Below are 21,759 nucleotides of genomic sequence, written 5' to 3'. Positions count from 1 at the left end.
CTGTGCTTCTGCTGCGGTTAAGGAAAACCTAACGGTTCACCAGCAGGCTGCGGTGCCATTGGTACCAGCCAGTTATAGGATCGAGCACGGGAGGCGATTATGCGTAGACTGCACAAGCTCGCCGTCGCGGTGGCCGTCGCAGGGCTGACCGCCGCTTGTGGCGGGGGCGGCAACTCGGCGAAGACGGCGACGGTGGCTCCGGTGGCGAACGGATCGTCGCCCTCGTCATCAGCGGCTTCGGGCGGTAGCTCGTCACAGAGCTCTGGGTCGAGCGCCCCGTCGAGCTCGGCCCCGGCCGTCACCTCCCCGGCGCTCGTGGTGATCAAACCCGCCGCGAACTCCTCCGACGTGGACCCCTCGTCGCAGATCTCGGTGAGTGTTGCCAACGGGAAGCTGACGTCGGTCACCGCGCAGCTGTCCGGCGGCAACGCCGTCGACGGCACGCTGGACCCCTCGGGCGCCTCGTGGACGTCGGCGAACCCGGTCGGGATCGGCCACACCTACAAGGTGACCGCGGTCGCGGTCGGCGACGACGGCAAGCAGCAGACGACGACCTCGCAGTTCACGACCGGCACCCCGGACAACACCTACGCGGGCACCTACACCCCGGACCCCAACACGACGTACGGCATCGCGCAGCCGGTGTCGATAACGTTCGACAAGCCGATCACGGACCGGGCCGCGGTGGAGAAGCAGCTGACGGTGACCGCGAGCCCTGCGGTGGCAGGCTCCTGGCACTGGTTCGGCTCGCAGCGCGTGGACTACCGCCCGCAGCAGTACTGGGCGGCGGGCACCAAGGTGACGCTGCACATGCGCCTGGACGGCGTGAAGAGCGGCAGCCTGTACGGCAGGCAGAACCGGGACGTCACCTTCACCATCGGCCGGGCCCTGACCGCGACGATGGACGCGAACACGCACCGGATGGCGGTGACCACCGGCGGCAAGACCACGACGCTGCTGACGAGCTCCGGCAAGCCCGGTTTTGAGACCTGGAACGGGACGATGGTGGTCTTGGAGAAGGACCAGGACATCAGCATGAACTCCTCGACCGTCGGCATCTTCGGGGTGAACGCGTATGACATCCCGGACGTGTACTGGGACGTGCGGCTGACGCCTTCGGGGACGTTCGTGCACGCCGCGCCGTGGAACGCCGGGAAGTTCGGCAACGTCAACGGCAGCCATGGGTGTATCGGGATGTCGACTTCGGATGCGGAGTGGTTTTTTAGTCAGGTGATGCCTGGTGATCCGGTGACGGTTGTGAACTCCAAGGACACTGTGCGTGCTGATAATGGGTTCGGTGATTGGAATTTGAGCTGGGGTCAGTGGGTGGCTGGGAGTGCGTTGCCGCATTGAGGTTGTGGTGGTGGTGGTTGTTGTTGTGGTGGTGGTGGTGGCTGGCGGTTTTCGTTAGCAAGATCGCGCGGTGGTTCAGGTGTCGGCGGCGGTGGGTTGGCGGCTGGCGGTGTTCGTGGGCACGATCGCGCGGCGGTTTAGGTGTCGGCGGCGGTGCGTTGGCGGCCGGCGGTTTTCGTGGGCACGATCGCGCGGTGGTTCAGGTGTCGGCGGCGGTGCGTTGGCGGCTGGCGGTTTGCGTGGGCACGACCGCGCGGCGGTTTAGGTGTCGGCGGCGGTGCGTCGGCGGCCGGCGGTTTTCGTGTCCACGACCGCGCGGCGGTCCGAGTCACTGCGCATGTCGTAGGCGGCAATCGTCGTGCGTGGTGGGCACCTTGAGGCCTCCGGCGGGCGCTCTACAGCGAGGGGGCGACCCGCGCGACCTGCTGTTTGGCGGCGGCCCGCGACTGCTCGGCTTTCTTTACGCTGTTGCCTGCGCCGCGCTGTCCGGCGGCGGTCGCTGCTTGTGGTCGCCGGGTTCTGTGCCCCTCGCCGCGTCGTCGCCTTACGGAACCAGCCCGGTCCGGTGGTGTAAAGCCGGATCGCTGCTGCTGTGGTCCGGTTTCGCCCGGCTTGACACCACCGGCCCGGCCAGGTTGGCTGCGCCCGCCGACGCGGCGAGGGGCCCAGAACCAACACCCCGCATGGTCCGGTCGGACACGACCCAGCACGGGGCCGGCCGCGCTGGCCCGTCACCCGCGCGTCGAGCAGTGGCGTCGGAAAAGCACCGCTCGGGGCCCCGCCGTGGAAGGTGTCCGGGGCGGGGCGTGCGGGAATGTAGGGTCTGCGCATGACCTCGACCACGCTCCCCTACCCCGCGATCGACGACCATGGTCTGATCGGTGACCTGCGGACTTGTGCGCTGGTGGCCGGTGACGGCACCGTGGATTGGTTCTGTCCGGGGCGGTTTGACGCGCCGAGTGTGTTCGGCGCGGTGCTGGACCGCGAGCGGGGTGGGGCGTTCCGGATCTGGGTCGAGGGTGCGACGTCGAGCCAGTCCTATGTGCCGCGCAGCGCGGTGCTGGTGACGCGGTTCGAGACCGCCGATGGCGGCGTCGGCGAGGTCGTCGACTTCATGGTGCCGGATGAGGCTCGGGCCTCGCAGACCCCGGCTGAGAGCGTCCTGTACCGGATCGTGCGCGCGGTGGCCGGCGACGTCCAGTTCTCCGTGAGCTGCCTGCCGCGCTTCGACTATGCCCGCTCGGTCGGTGACCGGGTGCGGTTGGTGCAGCGCGGTGCCACGCAGGCCGTGGTCTTCTCCAGCCTGGAACGGACGGTGAGCCTGTTGTCGTCCGCGCCGCTGGGCCTGTCCGACGACTCCGGCACTGCGGTCGCCGAGGTCCTGCTCGGGCCGGGTGAGGCCGCGGCGTTCGTGCTGGCCACTGACCTGGATGAGCCGGACGACTGGCAGCCCGACGTCGCGGCCGATGTGGAGCGCGCGCTGGAGGAGGCGCTCATCTTCTGGCACGGTTGGCTCGCGCGGAGCACCTACCGCGGCCGGTGGGCCGACACCGTGCACCGCTCGGCGATCACGCTCAAGCTGCTCACGTACGCGCCGACCGGCGCCTTCCTGGCGGCGGCCACGGCTGCGCTGCCCGAGGAGATCGGCGGTGCGCGCAACTGGGACTACCGCTACACCTGGGTCCGCGACGGCTCCTTCTCCGCTCGCGCGCTGTCCGATCTCGGCTTCCATGAGGAGGCCGAGGCCTTCGCGCGCTGGGTCACCGACCGCCTGGCCGAGGGTCCGAACCCGCTGGGCGAGCCGCTGGACATCATGTACCGGGTGGACGGCACCACGGACCTGGTCGAGGAGGAGCTGCCGCACTGGGAGGGCTACCGCGGCTCCTCGCCCGTCCGCATCGGCAACGGCGCGGTCGAGCAGCTCCAGCTCGACGTCTACGGCGAGTTCCTCTACTCGCTGGCCGACACCGAGCACCTGCACAGCGCTGAGGGCCAGGCCGCGGTCGGCAGGCTGCTGGACTGGCTGGTCGAGCACTGGGCCCGGCCGGACGAGGGCATCTGGGAGACCCGGGGCGGTCGGCGCGACTTCACCTACAGCCGCCTGATGTGCTGGGCCGCCTTCGAGTACGGTCTGCGGATCGCGCCGACGCACGAGAACGCCGGCATGTGGGCCGTGATGGCGCACTCGATCGCCGGCGAGATCCGCACCCGGGGCTGGGACGAGACGCAGCAGGCTTACGTCCAGAGCTATGGCGACGGTGCACTGGACGCCTCGATCCTTTTCATGCCGGTCGTCGGCTTCACCTCCGGGGACGACGAGCGCTGGGCCGGCACCCTCGCCGCCATCGAGCGCGGCCTGGTCCACGACGGCCTGTGCCACCGCTACCACCTCGGCGAGTTCAGCGACGGCATGGAAGGCGACGAGGCGAGCTTCGACCTGTGCACGATGCTCTACTACGCGGCACTAGCCCGCAGCGGCGCGGTGGAGCAGGCGCAGAAGCTGTTCCAGGGCTTCCTCGACCACGCCGGGCCGACCGGCCTGTTCGCCGAGGAGCTGACGCCGGACGGCCAGCAGTTGGGGAACTACCCGCAGGCGTTCACGCACCTCGGGGTGATCTGGGTGGCGCTGGCTCTGGACGCGGCTCTGGACGCCGCCGCCGATCGCGCGACGGCCGATCGGGTCGGTGTCGCCGGCGATCCCGTCGCGGCGCGTTAGGGTCGGCGGAGCCCGGGCATCCGGTCCCGGGAAACGCGTTCACGCCACCCCTACGCCGTAACCCGTTGGCATGACTTTCCGATAGTGGAACCACCTAACTCAAAGACTCTCTCTACAATCGCGATCGTCACTGCCATCGCCGTCCCTCGGGCACTGCTTGGAATGGGGAGCTGTCTGACGCTACGCAGCGTCCCGTGAGAGGAACTCTGAGCATGCACAACCCGGGCAAGTCACGCACCATCGACGCAGTTGTCTTCGACGTCGGGGAGACGCTCGTGGACGAGAGCATCGAGTACCACAACTGGGCCGACTGGCTGGGCGTCCCGCGCCACACCTTCTCGGCCGTCTTCGGCGCCGTCATCGCCGCGGGCCGGCCGCACCTGGAGGCCTTCGAGTACTTCCGGCCGGGCTTCGACCTCGCCGCCGAGCGCGAGGCGCGGACCCTCGCGGGCCGCCCCGAGGGCTACGGGGAGCGCGATCTGTACCCGGACGCGCGCCCCACCCTGGCCGCCCTGAAGGAGGCCGGCTATCTGGTCCTGATAGCCGCGAACCAGACCACGGTGTCCCACCGCATCCTGGAATCGCTCGACCTGCCGGTGCACCTGGTGACCACCTCCGGCATGTGGGGCGACCTGGAGAAGCCCGACCCCGCGTTCTTCGCCAAGGTCGTCGAAGTCTGCGACACCGTCTCGCGCGCCGAGGGACGCGGCCCGCTGCGCGGCGCCGGAAGCGTCCTGTACGTCGGCGACCGCCTCGACAACGACCTGCGCCCGGCCTGGGGCGCGGGACTGCGCACCGCCTTCATCCGTCGCGGCCCCTGGGGCACGGTCCACGGGGACGACCCCGATCTGGTGGCCAAGACGGACTTCTATCTCACCGGCCTGGACCAACTGCCGGGGATGCTCGCCGACGAAGTCTGACCCCGGGCTCCGTCGCCGCGATCCGCGGATCGCGGCGACGGAGCCCGGCCGTCATCGAAGAGTCATCGCAAAACCCTGTCTCACAGACGCACCATCGCTACTCCTTCCCCCCGACGATCTCCTCATTCGAAGTCGGCGGCCCGCAGGCGCACCGAGATTTGGTGCCGGGGCCGCGACGCGGCCTCCAGCACGACCCCGCCGACGAGACACAGGGCGACCACACCGATGACGGGTACCAGCCACCCGTCGCTCGGCGCGCCCGGAACCTGGTCGCCGAGCAGTGGCGCGAGCGCCGCCCCCATCGCCAGACCCCCGGCTGCCGCCAGGATCGACAGCGGCAGCGTAACGGCGGGACCCAGCAGTCGGCCCCCTGTTTCAGAAAGACCTAAGACTCGAAGCAGCAGAGCACTGTCATGCGCCGCCCGGCGGCTCCCGGCCATCGTCTGCGCGAGGCACAGCAAGCCGAATCCGACCGTCAGCAGCTCGGCCATGCGCAGCACGGAGTGCGCGGCGGAGGTGCGGCCGTCGGCGTATCCGGCGGCGGAGACCTGCGCGTAGGAAGCGAACGGGAAGTAGGGCTGGACGCCGGGCAACGAACGCAGGGCTTTGACATAGGGGTGCCCGGTGATCCACACCGCGTCCGGCGGCGGCGCCTCGGCGCCCATCCGGTCGGCGGGCAGCACGACGTATCCGGGCCCGTATTCACCGGCGATCACCGACGCCGTCGGCAGATCGGCCGTCGCGACGAAGTCCACCTCGATCTGTTCGGCGGGGAGGGCGATGGTGGCGTGTGACCCGACCAGTCCCGCGAGTCCCGGGGAGACCAGCGCGGTCACCGTGCCGGGGCGGCTCGGTTTCTCCGGCCAGTCGTCCGGCACCTGCCCCGAGCGCCCGCCGGACTCGCTCGCGGCGCGCTGCGTCAGCGTCCGCAGCTGACCGGAGTCTGCGGCGAGCACCGCGACGTTCGCCGGGGCTGAAGCGAGGCCGGAGATGCCCGCCGCTCCCACGTACGCGCTCAAGACCTGTCCGGCACCCGGCACGGCGGCGGCCTCGGCGGCGAACCCGGCCGGCAGCGACACCGCGGCGCCGTTTTCGAGCACGATCGTCGAGGGATCGGGGATCGCCTCGACGCGCGCCCCGGCGCCGACCGCGTACAGCGCTTCGTCGCGGACTCCTTGGGTCACCGAGGAATCCAGCCGGGCGGCGAACGTCGCGGCGGCGATCGCCACCACCAGACCCGCCAGCGGCGCGGCCAGCACCCGGACCCGGCGTCCGGCCAGCGCGGCGGCGACGAACGACACCGTCGCGCGCCGCCGTCGCGCCAGCGCCAACGGCACCGACCACAGCAGCGGGACGGCCCGCACCACCACCAGCGCCGCGGCGAACGCCAGCAAGGCGGGCGCCGCGACCGCCAGCCAGTCGACGGACCCTGACGCGCTCTGCGCGCCCCGGGTCCGCATCACACCGACAGCTGCGGCGGCGCCGAGCGGGACCGCGATGTCGCGCACCAGACGGGGAATCCGGGCGTCGGCGTCGGCCTCGGTCGGCTCGCGGCGTTCCGACCCGGGCTGGTCGCTGTGTGCCGCGACCCGGCCGAGGACGGAGAAGAACCCGGCGAGCGTCAGCAAGACCGCGCCGGGCCAGGCCGGGACGGTCCCACCCGCCGCGACCCCCGCCGCGGTGGCGATCGCCACCCCCGCCGCCGCCCCGACCGCGACGACGAGCCCTGATTGCGTGGCGAACCGCAGCGCGAGGCGTCCCGGCGCCGCGCCGCGCGCCTTGCACAGCACGATCTCGGCCGAGCGCCGGGTGACGACGGTGCGCAGCATCAGGAAGAACGCCGCGAGCGCCCCAGCCAGCACGCCGCCGAGCACGACGGAGTCCAGCAGGCGCGCCTGGCGCTCGACGGTGAGCGCGTGGCCGGCGAGGATGTCGAGCCTGGTCTCGGCGGCCAGCGGGAACGGATGGCCGCCGGGGTCCTGCAACGACAGGCCCTGTCCCCCGACCACCAGGCGGTGCACCGCGTCCTGGAGGACCGCCAGGTCCCCGACGCGGACCCGCGAGGGGTCGACGACCAACTCGATCGCCGTGCTGCTTTGGCCGATGCCGGGGATCAGGCCCATGGCGTCCACGTCGGTGACCGAGGGCAGCAGAAGGTCCAGACGCCAGACCGCCTGTGGCTGAGCGCACTTCGGGTCGTTCACATACCCCAGGACGGGGTCCTCGACACCGCAGATGGTGCCGAGGCCGAGGCCGCGGGCGTGGTCGGCGTACCGCCAGCGGACCGCGTCGCCCGGATCGTCGGAGACGTAGACGCCTGAGACGGTGTAGGTGATGTCCTCACGTCCGCTGGTGTTGCCGGCGGTCGTGTGCAACACCGAGCCGACGTGCAGCCCGAGGGCACTCGCGGCGGCCTGGCTGATCGCCGCCGACTCCGTGACGGTGACGTGCCGCGGGTCGCCGGCCGCTTCGACGTCGTGGACACCGGTCGCGGCGGTCGGCGCGGCGCCGGCGACGAAGCGGACGTGCTCGGCGAAGCCGGGCAGGGCGGCACCACGCAGGTGCACGAACAAGCCATCGGGCCCCTTGAAGCCCATGACCGGGAACTCGCCGGAACTGAGGATACTGATATCGGTGTCCGTCATCAGATCCGACAGCTGTGGCGGCATCGCCGCCTTCGACGCGGCCGCGACGGATTCCATGAAGGCGTTGCTGTATTGGTCATTGCTCGGGGAGACCAGAGTGATGTCCCGGTCTTGGCTGCTCGCGCCGCCCACGGCGTCCTCGACGACGGCCCGGTCGGACCGGCTCATCTGGTACGGCACCGCGGCCCCGGTGGCCGCCGTCGCCGCCGCGAACGCCGCGAGCAGCGCCAGCACGCCCCGCACCCGCGCGGCCTCGCTCCACCACCGCGGGCGCCGCATCAGCTCACCTCCGCTCGGAACGAGGCCCGCTCGCTGAAGGCGTAGGCGAGCAGGACGGCCAGCGCCCCGAACACCGCCGCCGCGGCCCCGGCCAGGCCGAGCGCCGGCCAGTCGTAGACCCGGACCGGCGGCGGGTCCGGCGGGGCGCCGGAGGGCGTGAACACCATCAGCTTGAACTCCGATCGCAGGGCCAGGGCGCCCAGACCGAGGCCGGCCAGGGCGCCGAGCAGTGCGACGCCGGCCTGTTCGGCCAGCAGCAGGACGGCGGCGCGGCGCCGGGTCAGGCCGAGCGCGGCCAGCACCGCCAGTTCGCGGGCGCGCTCGCGCAGCGTGGACACGGTGTGCAGGGCCAGGCCGAGCAGGACGAAGGCGAGGGCGGCGAGGGTGCCGAGTTCGAGGGTCAGGCGGAAGCCGGCGGCGAAGGGGTAGTCGCGCAGGGCCTGCGTGGCGGTGGCACGGTCCGCGACGGCGGCGGGCTGCGCGAGGCGTGCGGCGATCAGGGTGCTGCGACAGCGGTCGGCGAGGCCGGCCGCGGAGGTGCCGCCGTCCGCGTCGGCCCACCACTCGCCGGTGAGCGGGGCGATCTGCTGTCCGGTCGCGCCGGGGCCGGCCGAGGCGCGCTGTGCTTCGCGGTCCATGAAGCCGATCGGGACGATGAGGGCGTCCCGGCTGTCGGCGGCGCCGCCGGACCCGGTTCCGGGGGCGGCTTCGATCGCGGCCACGAAGCGCAGGGTCACCGGCTGGGAGAAGGCTCCGGTGGCGAAGGTGTCGCCGACGCGCTTGTCCAGGGCGGCCAAAAGGTGATCGGTCGCGATCGCCGGGACGGTCAGGGTGCCGGTATCGCCGACCTTGGCGAGCTCCAGGATCTGGACGGGATTCGAGACGGTGAGGCCCTGCCTCACGCCGGCGTTGGTCGTGGCGAGGTCGGCGTCGGTCGGGACCGGCGGTGCGGTGAAGGCCATGCCGGCCGGGATGGCGACCGGCTGGTCGTCGGCGCGCAGGCCGGCGACTTTGAGGGTGCCGATCGGGCAGGACGGGGCGGTCGAGGCCTCCGACAGGGCACTGATGCAGATCGGGTAGGCGATGTTCTTGCCTCCGCCTACCAGGGTTCCGGCCAGAGTGTGGGCGGCGCCGTCGGGTGCGGCGATGGCGCCGAGGGGTGCTGAGCCGGGGAAGCCGTAGGCGTCGGTGAAGTGGGCGGTCAGCTGGAGTCGGCCCGGGTCGCAGGTGCTGTTCGCACTCGGGCTGTAGGTGAGGTCCGCGGACAGCCGGGTCGGCGTGCCGGGCAGCGGGACGCCCACCGAGCCGTGCCCGTCCCAGCCGCCGGTGGCCAGCAGGGCACTGATCCGCAGCCAGCTCCTGCCGCCGGCCAGATCGTCCCGCAGCACCAGGACGCCGTCGGAGCGTTCCGGGTCCAAGCCGAGGACGTCGGCCGTCGGCGTGGTCTGGTCCATGCCGTGGGTGGTCGCGGCCTGGTCGGCGCGGACCATGCGGTAGGGGGCGCGCAGAGCGACGAAGCCGGAGCCGGTGCCGGGCGTGGTCGCGAGCGCGTGGACGGTCTCGGGTCCGGTGGACACGAGCCCTGTGACGTGCACGTCGGCGCCGACGGCGAAGCCGGCCTGGTCGGCGTCCGAGCGGTCGGCCGAGGACAGCAGGACACTGGCCTGCACGCCGATCGCCACCGCGAGGACGAGCAGCGCCATCGGCAGGGCCTGGGTGCGGGCCGCGCGGCCGAGGCGCCAGCCGACGAGGGCGGCGAGGGCGCCCTTGCCGTGCGCGGCGCCCCGGCCGGCCGGGGCGGCGACGAACGGCAGGAGTCTGAGAACGATGAGCGCCCCGGCGGACAGCAGCACCGCGGGCGCGACCACCTGCGGCCAGGGCAACGCGCCGGCGCGCGAGGAGTCGTCACGGGCCTGGAACAGCTCCCAGAGCGCGGCGAGGGCGAAGGCGAGCACGGCCAGGTCGATGGTCGCGCGCTGCAGGGCGGTGCGCAGCGTCGAGCGCCGGCGGACGCGCGCGACAGTGCTGTAACCGAGTGCGGAGCGCGTGCCGACCGAGCCGAGCAGGATCGCGGCGAGCACCGCGCCGATCAGCGCGACCACCCACTGCGCGGTCTGGATGTGGTCGGTGCCGCCCACGGCCCCGGCGATGCCCGAGCCCCGCTGCGCCCACCCCGCCCCGATGCGCTGCTCCAGCCACCGCGCGGCCCACGGCGCCAGCAATGCGCAGGGCACGGCGAGCGCGAGCCCTTCGACGACCTGGACGCGGCCCAGCGCGCCGACGGAGGAGCCCCGGGCACGCAGCAGGCCGTCCATGGCGTGCCGGCGGTCGGCCAGCGCTCGCGCGATCTGCGCCAGCGCCGCGAGCGACAGGACGCCGAGTTCGGCGGCGACCAGCCACTCCAGGCGGACGCTGACCGCCGTCACGCCGACCAGGACGCTCATGCGCGGTTCGAGCTGGTCGTCGAGCACGGCGGTGAAGTCGCCGTCCGGCGAGGAGGTGGTCGGCACCCAGGCGTCGAAGGCGGCGAGCTGCGCGGTGAACTGCGGCAGCCGATCGGCCGGGAAGCCCGCCGGGTCGGGCGCCGCGGTGATCGCGGCCTGCGTGAGCAGGATGTCGGGCCGCGCGGTGACGGAGGCGTCGACGAGCACCGGCGCCTGGTCGCCGTCGTGGCGCCAGAACCGGTCGGCGGGGTCGAGCGGCCGGTAGACGCCGACAACGCGGAACGTCAAGGCGCTGCTGGACTGCCAGCCGGAGCGCGTGGGGATGGTGTCGCCGACGTGCCAGTGATGGCTGGTGAGGGTCTGCTGGGAGACGACGCCCGGGAAGGCCGCGTTGGAGTCGGCGCTCACCGCTCCCGTCGCGGGCCATGTGCCGTCGACCAGCCGCGCCTTGTCCTTGAGCGAGTCGCTCGACCAGAACGCGACAGCGTCGGTGCTGGACGCACCGGAGCCGAGCAGGACATAGGGCCCGGACACGACCGTGGTGTCGACCTGCGACCCGACCCCCGCGAACGCGGCGCCGACCCGACCGTGCAGCTGCGCGAAGAACGCGGCCCGCTGATCCGGCGTCGCCGCCCACTGCGTCCCGGATCCGTAGACGACACGCACCGTCCGCGCATCCGGCGCCATCGCCCCGAGCGCGCTCCGCACCGACGCCGCCCGCACCGCCGAAGCGTGTAAGCCGATGAGCGTGACCAGCACCAGCGCCGGCATCAACACCGCCACCGCCGCTCCGAGCATGCCGCGCTGGTACACGGCCCGACGAAGCAGGAGGCGGGGTGCGGTCATGCGGGTAGGGACGGGCTGCGGTCGCTGTGGCGTTGCGAGTGTTACCGAACGGTGATTAAGACAGGGGGCTCACATGGCACACTACGGCGGTGACGCCGACATCCCCCGAACCCGCGTGGGCCGATCTGCCGCACCCCGAGCTCTACGCCGATCTGCGAGCCGCCGGCAGCCTCGCCGCAGCGCTGCGGAAGGCGGCTGCCGACGAGGGGCTCGAATTCGCGGAGCTGCCCACCACCGTCGGCCACTCGTTGTTGTCCGCCGAACTCGGAGGGGTGCCCGGCTTTCACCGCGCCCCGCTCTCTGTGACGTGCGCGGCCTTGATCCGGACGTTCTCGGTCAACGGCTGGATTCGGGGCGTGTACACGTTCTCCGGCGGGACCCCCGATCTGCGGGAGATCGCCCGCGCGGCGGCTTCCTGGCGGTCGGGTGCGCCGCTCGCGGACATCCAGCGCGACTTCCCGTGGATCGCGGTCCGGGAGATCGCGTTCGCGCACGAGCGTGGACCGGCAGAGGCGGTCTTCAGCTGCTCCCCTACACCAGCCATTGGGTGCTGTGCTTCAGCCGGTGTACGGGCAATCCGTACACCTACGACGTGCCCTGCATCGACTACGTCGAGGGCCACTACCGGGTCCGTTGGCCCGGCTGGGGTGACACCACGCGGGTTCTGGGCGAAGCCGCCACGGCCGAGAAGGCCGTCGCGCTGGTCGTCGCGCACCTGCCGGAAGGGACCGGTCCCGCGGTGACGGGCACCGCCGACGAGCTCGGGCTCTGAACGGACGAGCCGGGCCCTGAACGAGGCCGCCTCCTCAATCCGGCAGCCGAGCCCCACTCCCCGCATCGAACAAATGCAGCGCCGCACCGGCCCGCACCCCGAGCACCACGCTCTCGCCCTTCGCCGGCACCGGGCCGCCTCCGTGCCGGATCACCAGATCGCTCTCCTCCCCGTCGACCACCGCCCGGGCCGTCACCAGGTAGTCGCGGCCGGTGTCCCGGACCAACACCGCGGTCGCGCGGACACCTTCCGCCTCAGCGCCGATCGACAGGTCCTCCGGCCGGATCCCGATCACCACCCGGCTCCCGGTCAGTGCTGAGGATTGTGTTGAGCTCAGCCCCACCGCCAGGCCGCCGAGGCGCACCACGCCGTCGGCGGCGACCGCCGTCACCAGGTTCATGCCCGGCTCGCCGAGGAACTGGGCCACCGCGATGGTCGCCGGCTTGCTGAAGACCTCCGTCGGCGTGCCGACCTGCTGCACCCGGCCGCTGTCCAGGACCGCGATCCGGTCCGCGATCGACCAGGCGTCCACCGAGCTGCACGTCGCGTACAGCGTCGTGATCCCCAGCTCGCGCTGCAACGCCGCGATCGGCGACCGGCCGCGCATCATCAGCGGGACGCCCGATCCGGCCAGCGGCTCGTCCAGGCACACCACGTCGGGCCTGCGGACGATCGCACGGGCCATGGTCGTGCGCTGGCGGACGTCGTAGCCCACCGAGTCCGGCTTGCTGTTCAGGTGGTCCGCGACGCCGCAGAGCTCCGCGACCTGCTGCACCCGCGCCGCCGCCGACTTCGCCGAGTTCTTGCGCATCGTCAGCGGCAGCGCGATGTTCTCCCGGATGGTCTGGTTCGGGAACAGGGCGAAGCCCTGGAAGATCATCGAGACGCCGCGCTTGTCCGGCGCGGCGCGCCCGACGTCCTTGCCGCCGATCAGCACGCTGCCGCGGTCCATCGGCTCCAGCCCCGCGAGCATGCGCAGCAGAGTGCTCTTGCCGCTGCCGGAGGGGCCGGTGAGGACGAGGAGCTCGCCGTCGCGGACGTCCATGCTGACGCCGTCGACGGCGGGCCGCCACGCCCCGTGGAACACCCTCGTGGCGTCGAGGAAACGGACGTCCGCCACGGTCGCGCGCTCTCCTATTTTCTTTCGTCGCCTGGTGCTACTAGCCCTTGACCGAGCCGGCCATGAGTCCTTGGACGAAGTATCTCTGGAAAGCGAAGAACACGACGAGCGGTACCGACAGCGACAGGAACGCCCCGGGCGCCAGGATGTCGATGTTGCTGCCGAACTGGCGCATGTTGGACTGCAACGCCACGGTCAGCGGTTGCGTCTTCGCGTTCGAGAAGACCAGCGCCACCAGCAGGTCGTTCCACACCCACAGGAACTGGAAGATGGCCAGCGAGGCGATGGCCGGCAGGCCCAGCGGCACGATCACCTTGCGGAAGATCGTCCACTCGCTGCCGCCCTCCATGCGGGTGGCCTCCAGCAGCTCGCGCGGGATCGCCGCGAAGAAGTTGCGCAGGAGGTAGATGGCGAACGGCAGGCCGAACCCGACATGGAACATCACCACGCCGAGGATCGTGCCGAACAGGTGCAGGTTGCGGTACAGCGCGGCCACCGGCAGCAGCGCCACCTGGATCGGCACCACCATCAGGCCGACCACCACCACGAACAGCCAGTCCCGGCCGCGGAAGTCGATCCAGGCGAAGGCGTACGCGGCCAGCGCGCCGAGGAACACCACCAGGACCGTGGCCGGGACGGTGATCATCACCGTGTTCCACAGCGACTGGATGATGCCCTTGTTGGCGAACAGGTTCGTGTAGTCCTTGAACGTGATCTGCGCCGGATGCGTGAAGACCGTCCACCAGCCGCTGCTGCTGATGTCGGAGGCCTTGCGCAGGGAGCTGATGAACAGCCCCAGCGTCGGGATCAGCCAGACGACGCCGACCGCCAGCACGATGAGGTACACCGCACCGCCGCTGAGGCGCTTGGCGATGCGGGTCCCGACCGGGACCTGGCCGGGCACTGCGACGGGTCGCGTAACGCTCATCGCCCTTCCTTCCTCTCGTTACGGAGGCGGCGGATGTTGAAGTACATGGCCGGCAGTACCAGCACGTACAGGAACACCCCGATCGCGCTGCCCAGACCCTGGTCCGCACCGCCGCCGAAGGACACGTTCCACATCTGCACGGCGAGCACATTCGCGTTGGGCAGCGTGGATCCCGGCGCGATGACGTAGACCAGGTCGAAGACCTTCAGGACATTGATGATCTGGGTGACCATCACCACCAGCAGCACCGGAGCCAGCAACGGCACGGTGATACGCCAGAACACCTGTCTGTCGTTGGCGCCGTCGACCCGCGCCGCCTCCTGCAGCTCCCGGGGTATCGAGGCCAGCCCGGCGGCGATCAGCACCATCGCGAAGCCGGCCCAGATCCACAGGTACGAGGCGATGATCGCGGGCGTCACCAGAGACGGTCCGAGCCATTGGATCCCTCGATACGGCTGCGCGAAGTTGCTGCCCGGCAGCTCCAGCCGATAGGTGTCCCCGGGTTTCAGGCCCTTGATGGTGAAGGTACCGTCGTTGTGGGCCGAGGCCGATCCCGCGGTCTTGCCGGTCGCCACGTCGATGGCCTTGACCGAGACCCCGGGCATGCCCTTCTTCCCGGCGTCTATGTGGTTCGGCGTCCCGCCGCCGCCGTAGATGAGGTCCAGCCAGACGGTGCCCTCGATCTGGTCCGGGGCCGGCTCGGCGGCGGGCGCCGCGGCCTGCACCGCCTTGCCCGGCAGGCCCGCGTCCTGGATCCCGACCAGCGGCAGCGGCGCGACCGTGCCGGCCTGGAAGGTCTGCACCGAGGTGAACGACCCGGCAGTGCCCGGCTTGGCGGAGGCCGGCCGCGGGTGCGCGCCGGGGTACTTCGAGGACGGCGCGAAGGTGTCGTGGACGCCCACCGCCACGGCGTTGGCGACGCCCTGGTTCGGGTCCTGCTGGTAGACCAGCTCGAAGATCACGCCGGCGGCCAGGAAGGAGATCGCCATCGGCATGAAGATGACCGCCTTGAACGCGGTCGACCAGCGGATCTTCTCGGCCATCAGGGCGAACATCAGGCCCAGCGCGCAGGCCACGGTCGGCGCGCAGACCACCCAGATGACGTTGTTCTTCAGCGCGGTGAGCGTCGCGGAGTCGGTGAACAGGGTGTGGTAGTTGTGCAGCCCGACCCACTTGGAGCCGTCGGCGTTGTGCAGGCTCAGCCAGACCGAGTCGAAGGCCGGCCAGATGATGATGGCGGCCAGCACGATCGCGGCCGGGATCAGGAAGCCGAAGCGGACTCGGACCGGGATACGCAGAGGGCTGCGACCGTGGTCGGCCAGGGGGTGCGGCGCGCGCGGCCCCGGATGGGAGGGGTTCTCGGAAGGCGGCCGCGCCGCCGGGACGGACCCGGCGGCGGGCGACGCGGACAGGCTCTCGTCCATGGCTACTGCCAGGTCTCCTTCGCCGCGTCCTTCTCCAGCTGCGCGGCGGTGCCGTTGACGTCGCCGCTGCTCAGGAAGTCCTGCAGGTCCTTCCACTCCCCGGCGCCCTTGGTGCCGCCGAACCCGACCGGGGCCTGGTCGGACATGTCGAAGCGGAAGCCGTCGCCGGCGCCGATCAGCATCTGCGCCTCGGCGCGCGTGGTGTCGTCCGGGTACGAGGACATCGGCACGTTCTTGTTCGGCGAGACGAACCCGCCGGCCGAGGCCCACGCCTCGGCGGCGGCCGGCGAGGCCAGGAACTGGATGAACGCCATAGTCGCCGGGCTGTCGTTGGTGGCCAGCGCGGCGTCGCCGCCACCGTCCACGAAGTTGGTCAGCGAGCCGGCCGCCGGGAACGGGAAGAACTTGGCGTCGGTGCCCAGCTTGGCCGAGGTGGTCGAGGTGATGACCGAGCCGGAGAAGTCGCCCTCGTAGACCATCGCCGCCTTCGGCGGGCTCTTGAAGGTCTGGGTGACCGAGTCGTTGAACGAGGTCTGCAGCGCCCCGGACTTGCCGCCGGCCATGAACGGGTCGTTGCCGAACAGCTGCTTCAGCGTGGTCAGCGCCTGGACCACGGTCGGGTCGGTCCACGGGATCTGGTGGTGCGTGAGCTTGTCGTAGTTGTCCGCGCCGGCCTGGGACAGGTAGACGTTCTCGAACCAGTCGGTGAGCGTCCAGCCGTCCGCGCCGCCGACCGAGACCGGGGTGATGCCGGCGTCGGAGAGCGTCTGGCAGGCCTTCAGGAAGTCGGCCCAGGTCTTCGGCGGCGTGACGCCGGCCTGCTGGAACTGCGCGGTGTTGTACCAGAACGTCGACTTGTTCGCGGCCTTGAACATGATCGAGTAGACCTGGCCGTTGACCGTGCCGAGCTTCTTCCAGCTCGGGTCGTAGTTCGCGTCGATCTCGGAGATCACGTTGGCGGCCAGCGGCTTGATCTGCCCGGCTTTGGCGAACTGCGCGATGGCGCCGGGCTGGGCCAGCAGCGCCACGTCCGGGGCGCCGCCGCCGGCCAGCTTGCTGCGCAGCACGGTCGGCGTCTGGTCGCCGGCGCCCTGGTAGCTGACCTTGGCGTGGGTCTTGGCGGTGAAGGCGTCGATCACCTTCTGGAAGTCCTGCTGCTCGGTCCCCGACCACTCGGCCAGCACCTGGATCGACTTGCCGGACAGGTCCGGCAGCGCCGGCCCCGAGGCCGTGGAACCGCCGGCCGAGGACGAACTCGACGACGAGCCCCCGCCGGCGGAGGTGGAACCCGCCGAGGGCTTGGAGGAGCTGGAGGAGCAACCGGCCAGTGCCAGGCCGGAGGCCAGTCCCACGGCCAGGACAACCGTGACGGACCGGTGGGGGCGTGCACCCATGATCAGCCTTCTTTCATCGACTCGAGTGAGGGACCTGTCGTTTTTGAAGTGGGGCGGCGTTGCGGGAAACGTAAAGGCGACGAAATGAAGGCGTCAAGCATGTTGCGATTCCGTGATGGACGAACAAATTCCACCGAACTAACCGGGGCTTCAACCCCTGAATTTGTTTGATCCTTGACTAATCGGGCCCAGTCGCAGCATCCTTCAGTCCCATGAGGACGCCACCGACGGAGTCCCGTGCCGAGCGCAGCCGACTGGCCGTCGTACGGCTGCTGCGCGAGCGCGGGACGATGAGCCGCGCCGACATAGCCCGCGCGGTCGGCCTGTCCCGCTCGACGGTCTCCGGCATCATCGCCGCCCTGGTCGCCGACGACCTGGTGGTCGAACTGGACGCCAAACTCACCCCCGCGGGCGGCGGCGCCGGCCGCCCGGGCGCCGCCGTGATGCTCAACCCGGCCAGCGGCGAGGCGATCGGCGTCGACTTCGGCTACCGCCACGTCCACGTGATCATCGCCAACGTGGCGCACGCGGTCCGCATCGCCAAGTCGGTCCGCCTGCCGGTCGGCTACGACCCGGGCCAGGGCTTCGACGTCGCCGCCGACCTGGTCCGCACCGCGATCGACGAGGCCGGCACGGACCCCAGCCGCATCCTGGGCGTGGGGGTGAGCGTCCCGGGCCCCTTCGACACCGCCCGCGGCGTCCCCAGCTCAGGCATGCCCTCCCGCTGGGCCGGCATCCCGGTCGCGGCCGAACTCGGCGCCCGCCTGAACCTCCCGGTCCTGGCCGACGGCGACACCAAGCTCGGCGCCCTGGCCGAACGCCGCTGGGGCGCGGCCCGCGGCTGCGACGAGTTCGTGTACATGAAGCTGCACGGCGGCGTCGGCGGCGCGTTCGTCTCCAACGGCCAGCTGACCCGCGGCGTCAACGGCGGCGCGGGCGAGATCGGCCACCTGGTCGTGGACGCCACGGGGCCGCTGTGCCGCTGCGGCAACCGCGGCTGCCTGGAGACGTTCGTCGGACTGCCGGTCGTGATGCGCGCACTGGAACCGGCCTACGGCGACCGCCTGACCTTGCGCAACGTGATCACCATGGGCTGGCAAGGCGACCGGGGCTGCATCAGAGCCCTGTCGGACGCGGGCACGATGGCCGGCCGCGCGGTCGGCATGCTCGGCAACATCCTGAACCCGCAGAGCGTCATCATCGGCGGCGCGCTGTCCGCGGCAGGCGAGCTGCTGATGGGGCCGCTGCGCGAGGCCGCGGCGACAGCGTCGCTGCCGCTGGCCGGCGACGCGATGACGATCCAGGTCGGCTCGCTGGGGCCGCAGGCCTGCGCGCTCGGGGCGGTGGCGATGGTGTTGGGCGAGACAGACGAGAAACTGTTGGCGGCTATGGGGTCCTAGACTGCTGCGCTCACGCCTTCCGGAACAACGTCACGACCGCCGCGCCGCCGAGCCCGATGTTGTGCGCCAGCCCGACGCGTGCACCCTCGACCTGCCGTTCCCCGGCCAGCCCACGCAGGTGCCAGGAGATCTCAGCACACTGCGCCAGTCCCGTCGCACCGAGCGGATGCCCCTTGGAGATCAGCCCGCCGGAGGGGTTCACGACCCAGCGGCCGCCGTAGGTCGTCGCGCCGTCGGCCACGAGCTTGCCGCCCTCGCCTTCCCCACACAGCCCGAGCGCTTCGTAGGTAATCAGCTCGTTGATGGAGAAGCAGTCGTGCAACTCGATCACGTCGAGGTCGTCCGGCCCCAGCCCAGAAGCGTCGTAGACCTTGCGCGCCGCATCCCGGCTCATCGGCCGGCCGACGACGTCGATGCAGGTCCGGGTCTCGAACGCCTCGGCGGTGTCGGTCGTCATCGCCTGCGCGACGATCTCCACCGCCTGGTCCCCCAGCCCGTGCTCCTCCACGAACCGCTCGCTCACCACCACCGCCGCGCCTGCGCCGTCGGACGTCGGCGAGCACTGGAGCTTGGTCAGCGGCCGGTGGATCTCTCGCGCGTCCAGGATCTCCTGCACCGAGTACTCGGCCTGGAACTGCGCGTTCGGGTTGTGCACCGAGTGCCGGTGGTTCTTGGCGGCGACCATCGCCAGTTGCTCGGCGGTGGTGCCGTAGCGCTCCATGTGTTCGCGGGCGGCGTTGCCGAAGATCTGCGCGGTCGGCGGCGTCGCCTCGAACTCGTGCAGCTCGGCCATCAGCGTGTAGTGCCGGGCCAGCGGCGAGGCGGCGAAGTCGTCGTTGTTCATGCCGCCGCCGAGCGCACCCTTCTTCATCTGCTCGAAGCCCAGCGCCAGCACGCACTCGTTGAGCCCGCCGCCGACCCACTGCGCGGCCATCAGTAGCGCGGTCGAGCCAGTGGCGCAGTTGTTGTTGACGTTGTACACCGGCACGCCGGTCAGCCCGAGCTCGTACGCCGCGCGCTGGCCGCACGTCGAAGGGCCGAAGACGTAGCCGGCGGCCACCTGCTCGACCTTGTCGTAGCCGACGCCGGCGTCGGCCAGCGCCGCTGAGCCGGCCTCCCGCGCCATGTCGAAGTAGCGCCACTGCCGGGTCTCGGGCTTCTCGAACTTCGTCATGCCGACGCCGACGACGTAGACCTTGTTCACCGTTACGCCCCTTTTATCAGAGTTCAGAGTCAGAGTTCAGTCTCAGTCACGAGGAAGGCCGAGGATCCGCTCCCCGATCACGTTCAGCTGGACCTCGGTGGTACCACCCGCAATCGTCAGGCAGCGGCTGGACAGGAAGGCCTGTGTCCAACCGGCCGCAGCTCCCGGCTGCTCGGTCGCACCAGCCGCGCCCAACAGGTCCAGGCCGAGCTCGGCGACGTCCTGCGCGAGCTTCATCGAAATCAGCTTCCTGATGCTTGCCTCAGGACCCTGCTCCATCCCGGACAACTGCCGCAGGGTCGTCCGCAGCCCGAGCAGCGCGGCGGACTGCCCCTGGCAAATCAGCTCGCCGAGCTTCTGCGCGACCACCGCGTCGAGTTCCTCGCGCGCCGCCACCGAACTCAGCAGCCCCTCCAGTGAACCTCCGAGCACCGGCCCCGAAGCGAGCGAGACCCGCTCGTTCCCCAGCGTGTTCCGCGCCAGCGGCCACCCGCCGTCCACCTCGCCGACCACCAGCTCGTCGGGCACGAAAACGCCGTCGAGGAACACCTCGTTGAACATCGAGGCGCCGGTGATCTCCTTCAGCGGCCGCACATCCACCCCCGGCGACTTCATGTCGACCAGGAAGTACGTGATCCCCTCGTGCTTGGGCTTGTCAGGGCTCGTACGCGCGATACAGATCGCCCACTGCGCGAAGTTCGCGACCGACGTCCAGACCTTCTGCCCGTCCAGCCGCCAGCCGCCCTCGACGCGAGTCGCACGGGTAGTCAGCGCGGCGAGGTCGGACCCGGCGCCGGGCTCGCTGAACAGCTGGCACCAGATGACCTCGCCACGCAGCGTCGGCAGCACGAAGCGCTCGCGCTGCGCGTCCGTCCCGTACTTGACCAGCGTCGGGACCACCCAGTTGCCGATGACGAGATCGGGCAGCCGTACCTTCGCCGCCGCCATCTCCTGCGCGATCACGATCTGCTGGACCGGCCCGGCCGACAGCCCGTAGGGCTTGGTGAGGTACGGCGCGGCGTAGCCGGTCGCGGCGAGCGCCTTGCGCTGCTCAGCGGGAGTCAGGTCCCTGACCGCGGCGAAGGCTTCGCGGGCCGCGTCCCGGTAGGCGTCGGCTTCGGCGGGGAGCTCGACCTTGAGCTCGCGGCGGCGGCCGGCGGCGGTGAGTTCGGCGACGCGGGCACGCCAGCGGCTGGTGGGGCCGTGGACCTGGCGGAGGGTCAGGGCCCTGCGGAGGTAGACGTGCGCGTCGTGCTCCCAGGTGAAGCCGATTCCGCCGAGGACCTGGATACAGTCCTTGGCGCATTCGACGGCGGCGTCCAGGGCGAGTGCGGCGGCGATGGCGATCGGGACCTCGACGTCCTCGGCAGCACCGGCCTCTCCGGCCTCCCCGGCAGCACCGGCGACAAACGCAGCATCCCAGACCGCACTGCGCGCCTGCTCCGTCCGCGCGACCATGGCGGCACACCGGTGCTTGACCCCTTGGAACTGGCCGATCGGCTTGCCGAACTGGACCCGGACCTTCGCGTACTCGGCGGCGGTACGCGTGCACCAGTCCGCGATGCCGACCGCCTCGGCGGATGCTAGAAGCGCCGCAATACGGTCGAGGACCGCGGTGGCGCCGACGATCACCCTTTCGCGCGCCACCATCACACTGTCGGCCGAGACCTTCGCCACCCGCCGCGTCCGATCCAGCGAGATCAGTGGGCTGATGTCCAGATCCGCCGCCGCGACGACCGCCTGGACTTCGGAGCCGTCGGACCTCCGCGCGGTCAGCACGAGCCAGTCGGCGAGCGCCGCGCCGATAACCGGTTCTACCGAGCCGGTGAGCCGGTAGCCGCCCTCGACGGGTTCGGCGACCACCGTCCCGGCACCGATCGCCACAGCCGCGATCACGCTGCCGTCCGCGATCCCCCGCACCACATCGGCGCAGCCCTTCCCGCCGCTCTCGGTCAGGAAAACCCCGGCGATCGCCGTCGGCAGGAACGGCCCCGGCGTCGCCGCGCGTCCCATCTCCTCCACCACGACGGCCAGCGTCAGCAGCCCGGCACCGGCACCGCCGACCTCCTCCGGCAGGTGGTCGCCGAGCAGGCCCTGCTTCGCCAGATCGCCCCAGCCCTCCGGGCGTTCCTCCTGCTCAGCGTCCAGCGCGGCGCGGACGGCAGCCGGTGGCACGGCCCGTGCCAACCACCCCCTGACCGCCTCGGCAAGCTCGCGGTGCTCACTGGTGATCCCTATGGAGCCGATTCCGGCGGTCACTGATGCCACGTGCCGGATAGTAGAACACGTTCCAGTTATCCGGAAGATAGAGTGA

General features: G+C 71.1%; 14 protein-coding genes. 5 read left to right on the top strand and 9 right to left on the bottom strand.

Going from position 1 to position 21,759, the window contains the following annotated elements; all coding sequences use genetic code 11:
- Window positions 1-99: 99 nt before the first annotated feature.
- The 3 genes from ABH935_RS10590 (at window position 100) to ABH935_RS10580 (ending at window position 4,989) form a co-directional block, all read left to right on the top strand.
- Window positions 100-1,353 carry an Ig-like domain-containing protein gene (locus ABH935_RS10590; RefSeq protein ID WP_370377655.1) on the top strand — a complete coding sequence of 418 codons (1,254 nt, stop codon included), beginning with the start codon at window positions 100-102 and terminating at the stop codon, window positions 1,351-1,353.
- 829 nt (window positions 1,354-2,182) lie between these two features.
- Entirely contained in the window at window positions 2,183-4,069 is a 1,887-nt protein-coding gene (locus ABH935_RS10585; RefSeq protein ID WP_370377654.1) for a glycoside hydrolase family 15 protein, read from the top strand.
- Window positions 4,070-4,281: 212 nt separating this feature from the next.
- Window positions 4,282-4,989: an HAD family hydrolase gene (locus ABH935_RS10580; protein WP_370377963.1), complete on the top strand. Its 708-nt coding sequence runs from the start codon at window positions 4,282-4,284 to the stop codon at window positions 4,987-4,989.
- Window positions 4,990-5,111: 122 nt separating this feature from the next.
- Here the strand turns inward: ABH935_RS10580 and ABH935_RS10575 are convergent, their stop codons facing one another.
- From ABH935_RS10575 to ABH935_RS10565, 3 genes are all read right to left on the bottom strand, one after another.
- Window positions 5,112-7,913 (bottom strand): hypothetical protein, encoded by a 2,802-nt coding sequence (locus tag ABH935_RS10575; protein WP_370377653.1) that lies wholly within the window; start codon window positions 7,911-7,913, stop codon window positions 5,112-5,114.
- Window positions 7,913-11,203, bottom strand: a complete 3,291-nt coding sequence (locus ABH935_RS10570; protein WP_370377652.1) for an FtsX-like permease family protein — start codon at window positions 11,201-11,203, stop codon at window positions 7,913-7,915. The genes ABH935_RS10575 and ABH935_RS10570 overlap by 1 nt, the downstream gene beginning before the upstream one ends.
- A gap of 283 nt (window positions 11,204-11,486) precedes the next feature.
- The gene (locus tag ABH935_RS10565) at window positions 11,487-11,747 is read right to left on the bottom strand and encodes a hypothetical protein (RefSeq protein WP_370377977.1); all 261 of its coding nucleotides are present in this window, start codon (window positions 11,745-11,747) and stop codon (window positions 11,487-11,489) included.
- On the opposite strand from ABH935_RS10565, the gene ABH935_RS10560 reads away from it, so the two are divergent.
- Complete coding sequence (locus tag ABH935_RS10560; RefSeq protein ID WP_370377651.1) at window positions 11,664-11,975, top strand: DUF6193 family natural product biosynthesis protein; 312 nt, start codon at window positions 11,664-11,666, stop codon at window positions 11,973-11,975. The genes ABH935_RS10565 and ABH935_RS10560 overlap by 84 nt on opposite strands.
- Window positions 11,976-12,009: 34 nt before the next feature.
- Here the strand turns inward: ABH935_RS10560 and ABH935_RS10555 are convergent, their stop codons facing one another.
- From ABH935_RS10555 to ABH935_RS10540, 4 genes are read right to left on the bottom strand one after another with little or no spacing between them, the layout of a single operon-like run.
- The gene (locus ABH935_RS10555; RefSeq protein WP_370377650.1) at window positions 12,010-13,095 is read right to left on the bottom strand and encodes an ABC transporter ATP-binding protein; all 1,086 of its coding nucleotides are present in this window, start codon (window positions 13,093-13,095) and stop codon (window positions 12,010-12,012) included.
- 40 nt (window positions 13,096-13,135) lie between these two features.
- Window positions 13,136-14,023, bottom strand: a complete 888-nt coding sequence (locus ABH935_RS10550; protein WP_194909939.1) for a carbohydrate ABC transporter permease — start codon at window positions 14,021-14,023, stop codon at window positions 13,136-13,138.
- Window positions 14,020-15,447 carry an ABC transporter permease subunit gene (locus ABH935_RS10545; RefSeq protein WP_370377649.1) on the bottom strand — a complete coding sequence of 476 codons (1,428 nt, stop codon included), beginning with the start codon at window positions 15,445-15,447 and terminating at the stop codon, window positions 14,020-14,022. Before ABH935_RS10545 ends, ABH935_RS10550 begins: the two co-directional genes overlap by 4 nt.
- A 2-nt stretch (window positions 15,448-15,449) precedes the next feature.
- A complete protein-coding gene (locus tag ABH935_RS10540; protein WP_370377648.1) occupies window positions 15,450-16,841 on the bottom strand; it encodes an ABC transporter substrate-binding protein in 1,392 nt (463 codons plus the stop codon).
- Between the two features lie 212 nt (window positions 16,842-17,053).
- Here ABH935_RS10540 and ABH935_RS10535 point away from each other — a divergent pair, with 212 nt between their 5' ends.
- Window positions 17,054-18,241: an ROK family transcriptional regulator gene (locus ABH935_RS10535; protein WP_370377647.1), complete on the top strand. Its 1,188-nt coding sequence runs from the start codon at window positions 17,054-17,056 to the stop codon at window positions 18,239-18,241.
- A 10-nt stretch (window positions 18,242-18,251) separates the two neighbouring features.
- On the opposite strand, the gene ABH935_RS10530 is transcribed toward ABH935_RS10535, so the two are convergent.
- Entirely contained in the window at window positions 18,252-19,445 is a 1,194-nt protein-coding gene (locus ABH935_RS10530; protein WP_370377646.1) for a lipid-transfer protein, read from the bottom strand.
- 42 nt (window positions 19,446-19,487) lie between these two features.
- Window positions 19,488-21,713 (bottom strand): acyl-CoA dehydrogenase, encoded by a 2,226-nt coding sequence (locus ABH935_RS10525; RefSeq protein WP_370377645.1) that lies wholly within the window; start codon window positions 21,711-21,713, stop codon window positions 19,488-19,490.
- Window positions 21,714-21,759: the final 46 nt, after the last annotated feature.

Origin of the sequence: Catenulispora sp. GAS73 (assembly GCF_041262085.1) — a bacterium.
In the GTDB taxonomy this organism is placed as follows: Bacteria; Actinomycetota; Actinomycetes; order Streptomycetales; family Catenulisporaceae; genus Catenulispora.
Note: the sequence above shows the minus strand (reverse complement) of the source record. Positions and strands in the feature narration are given on the sequence as shown.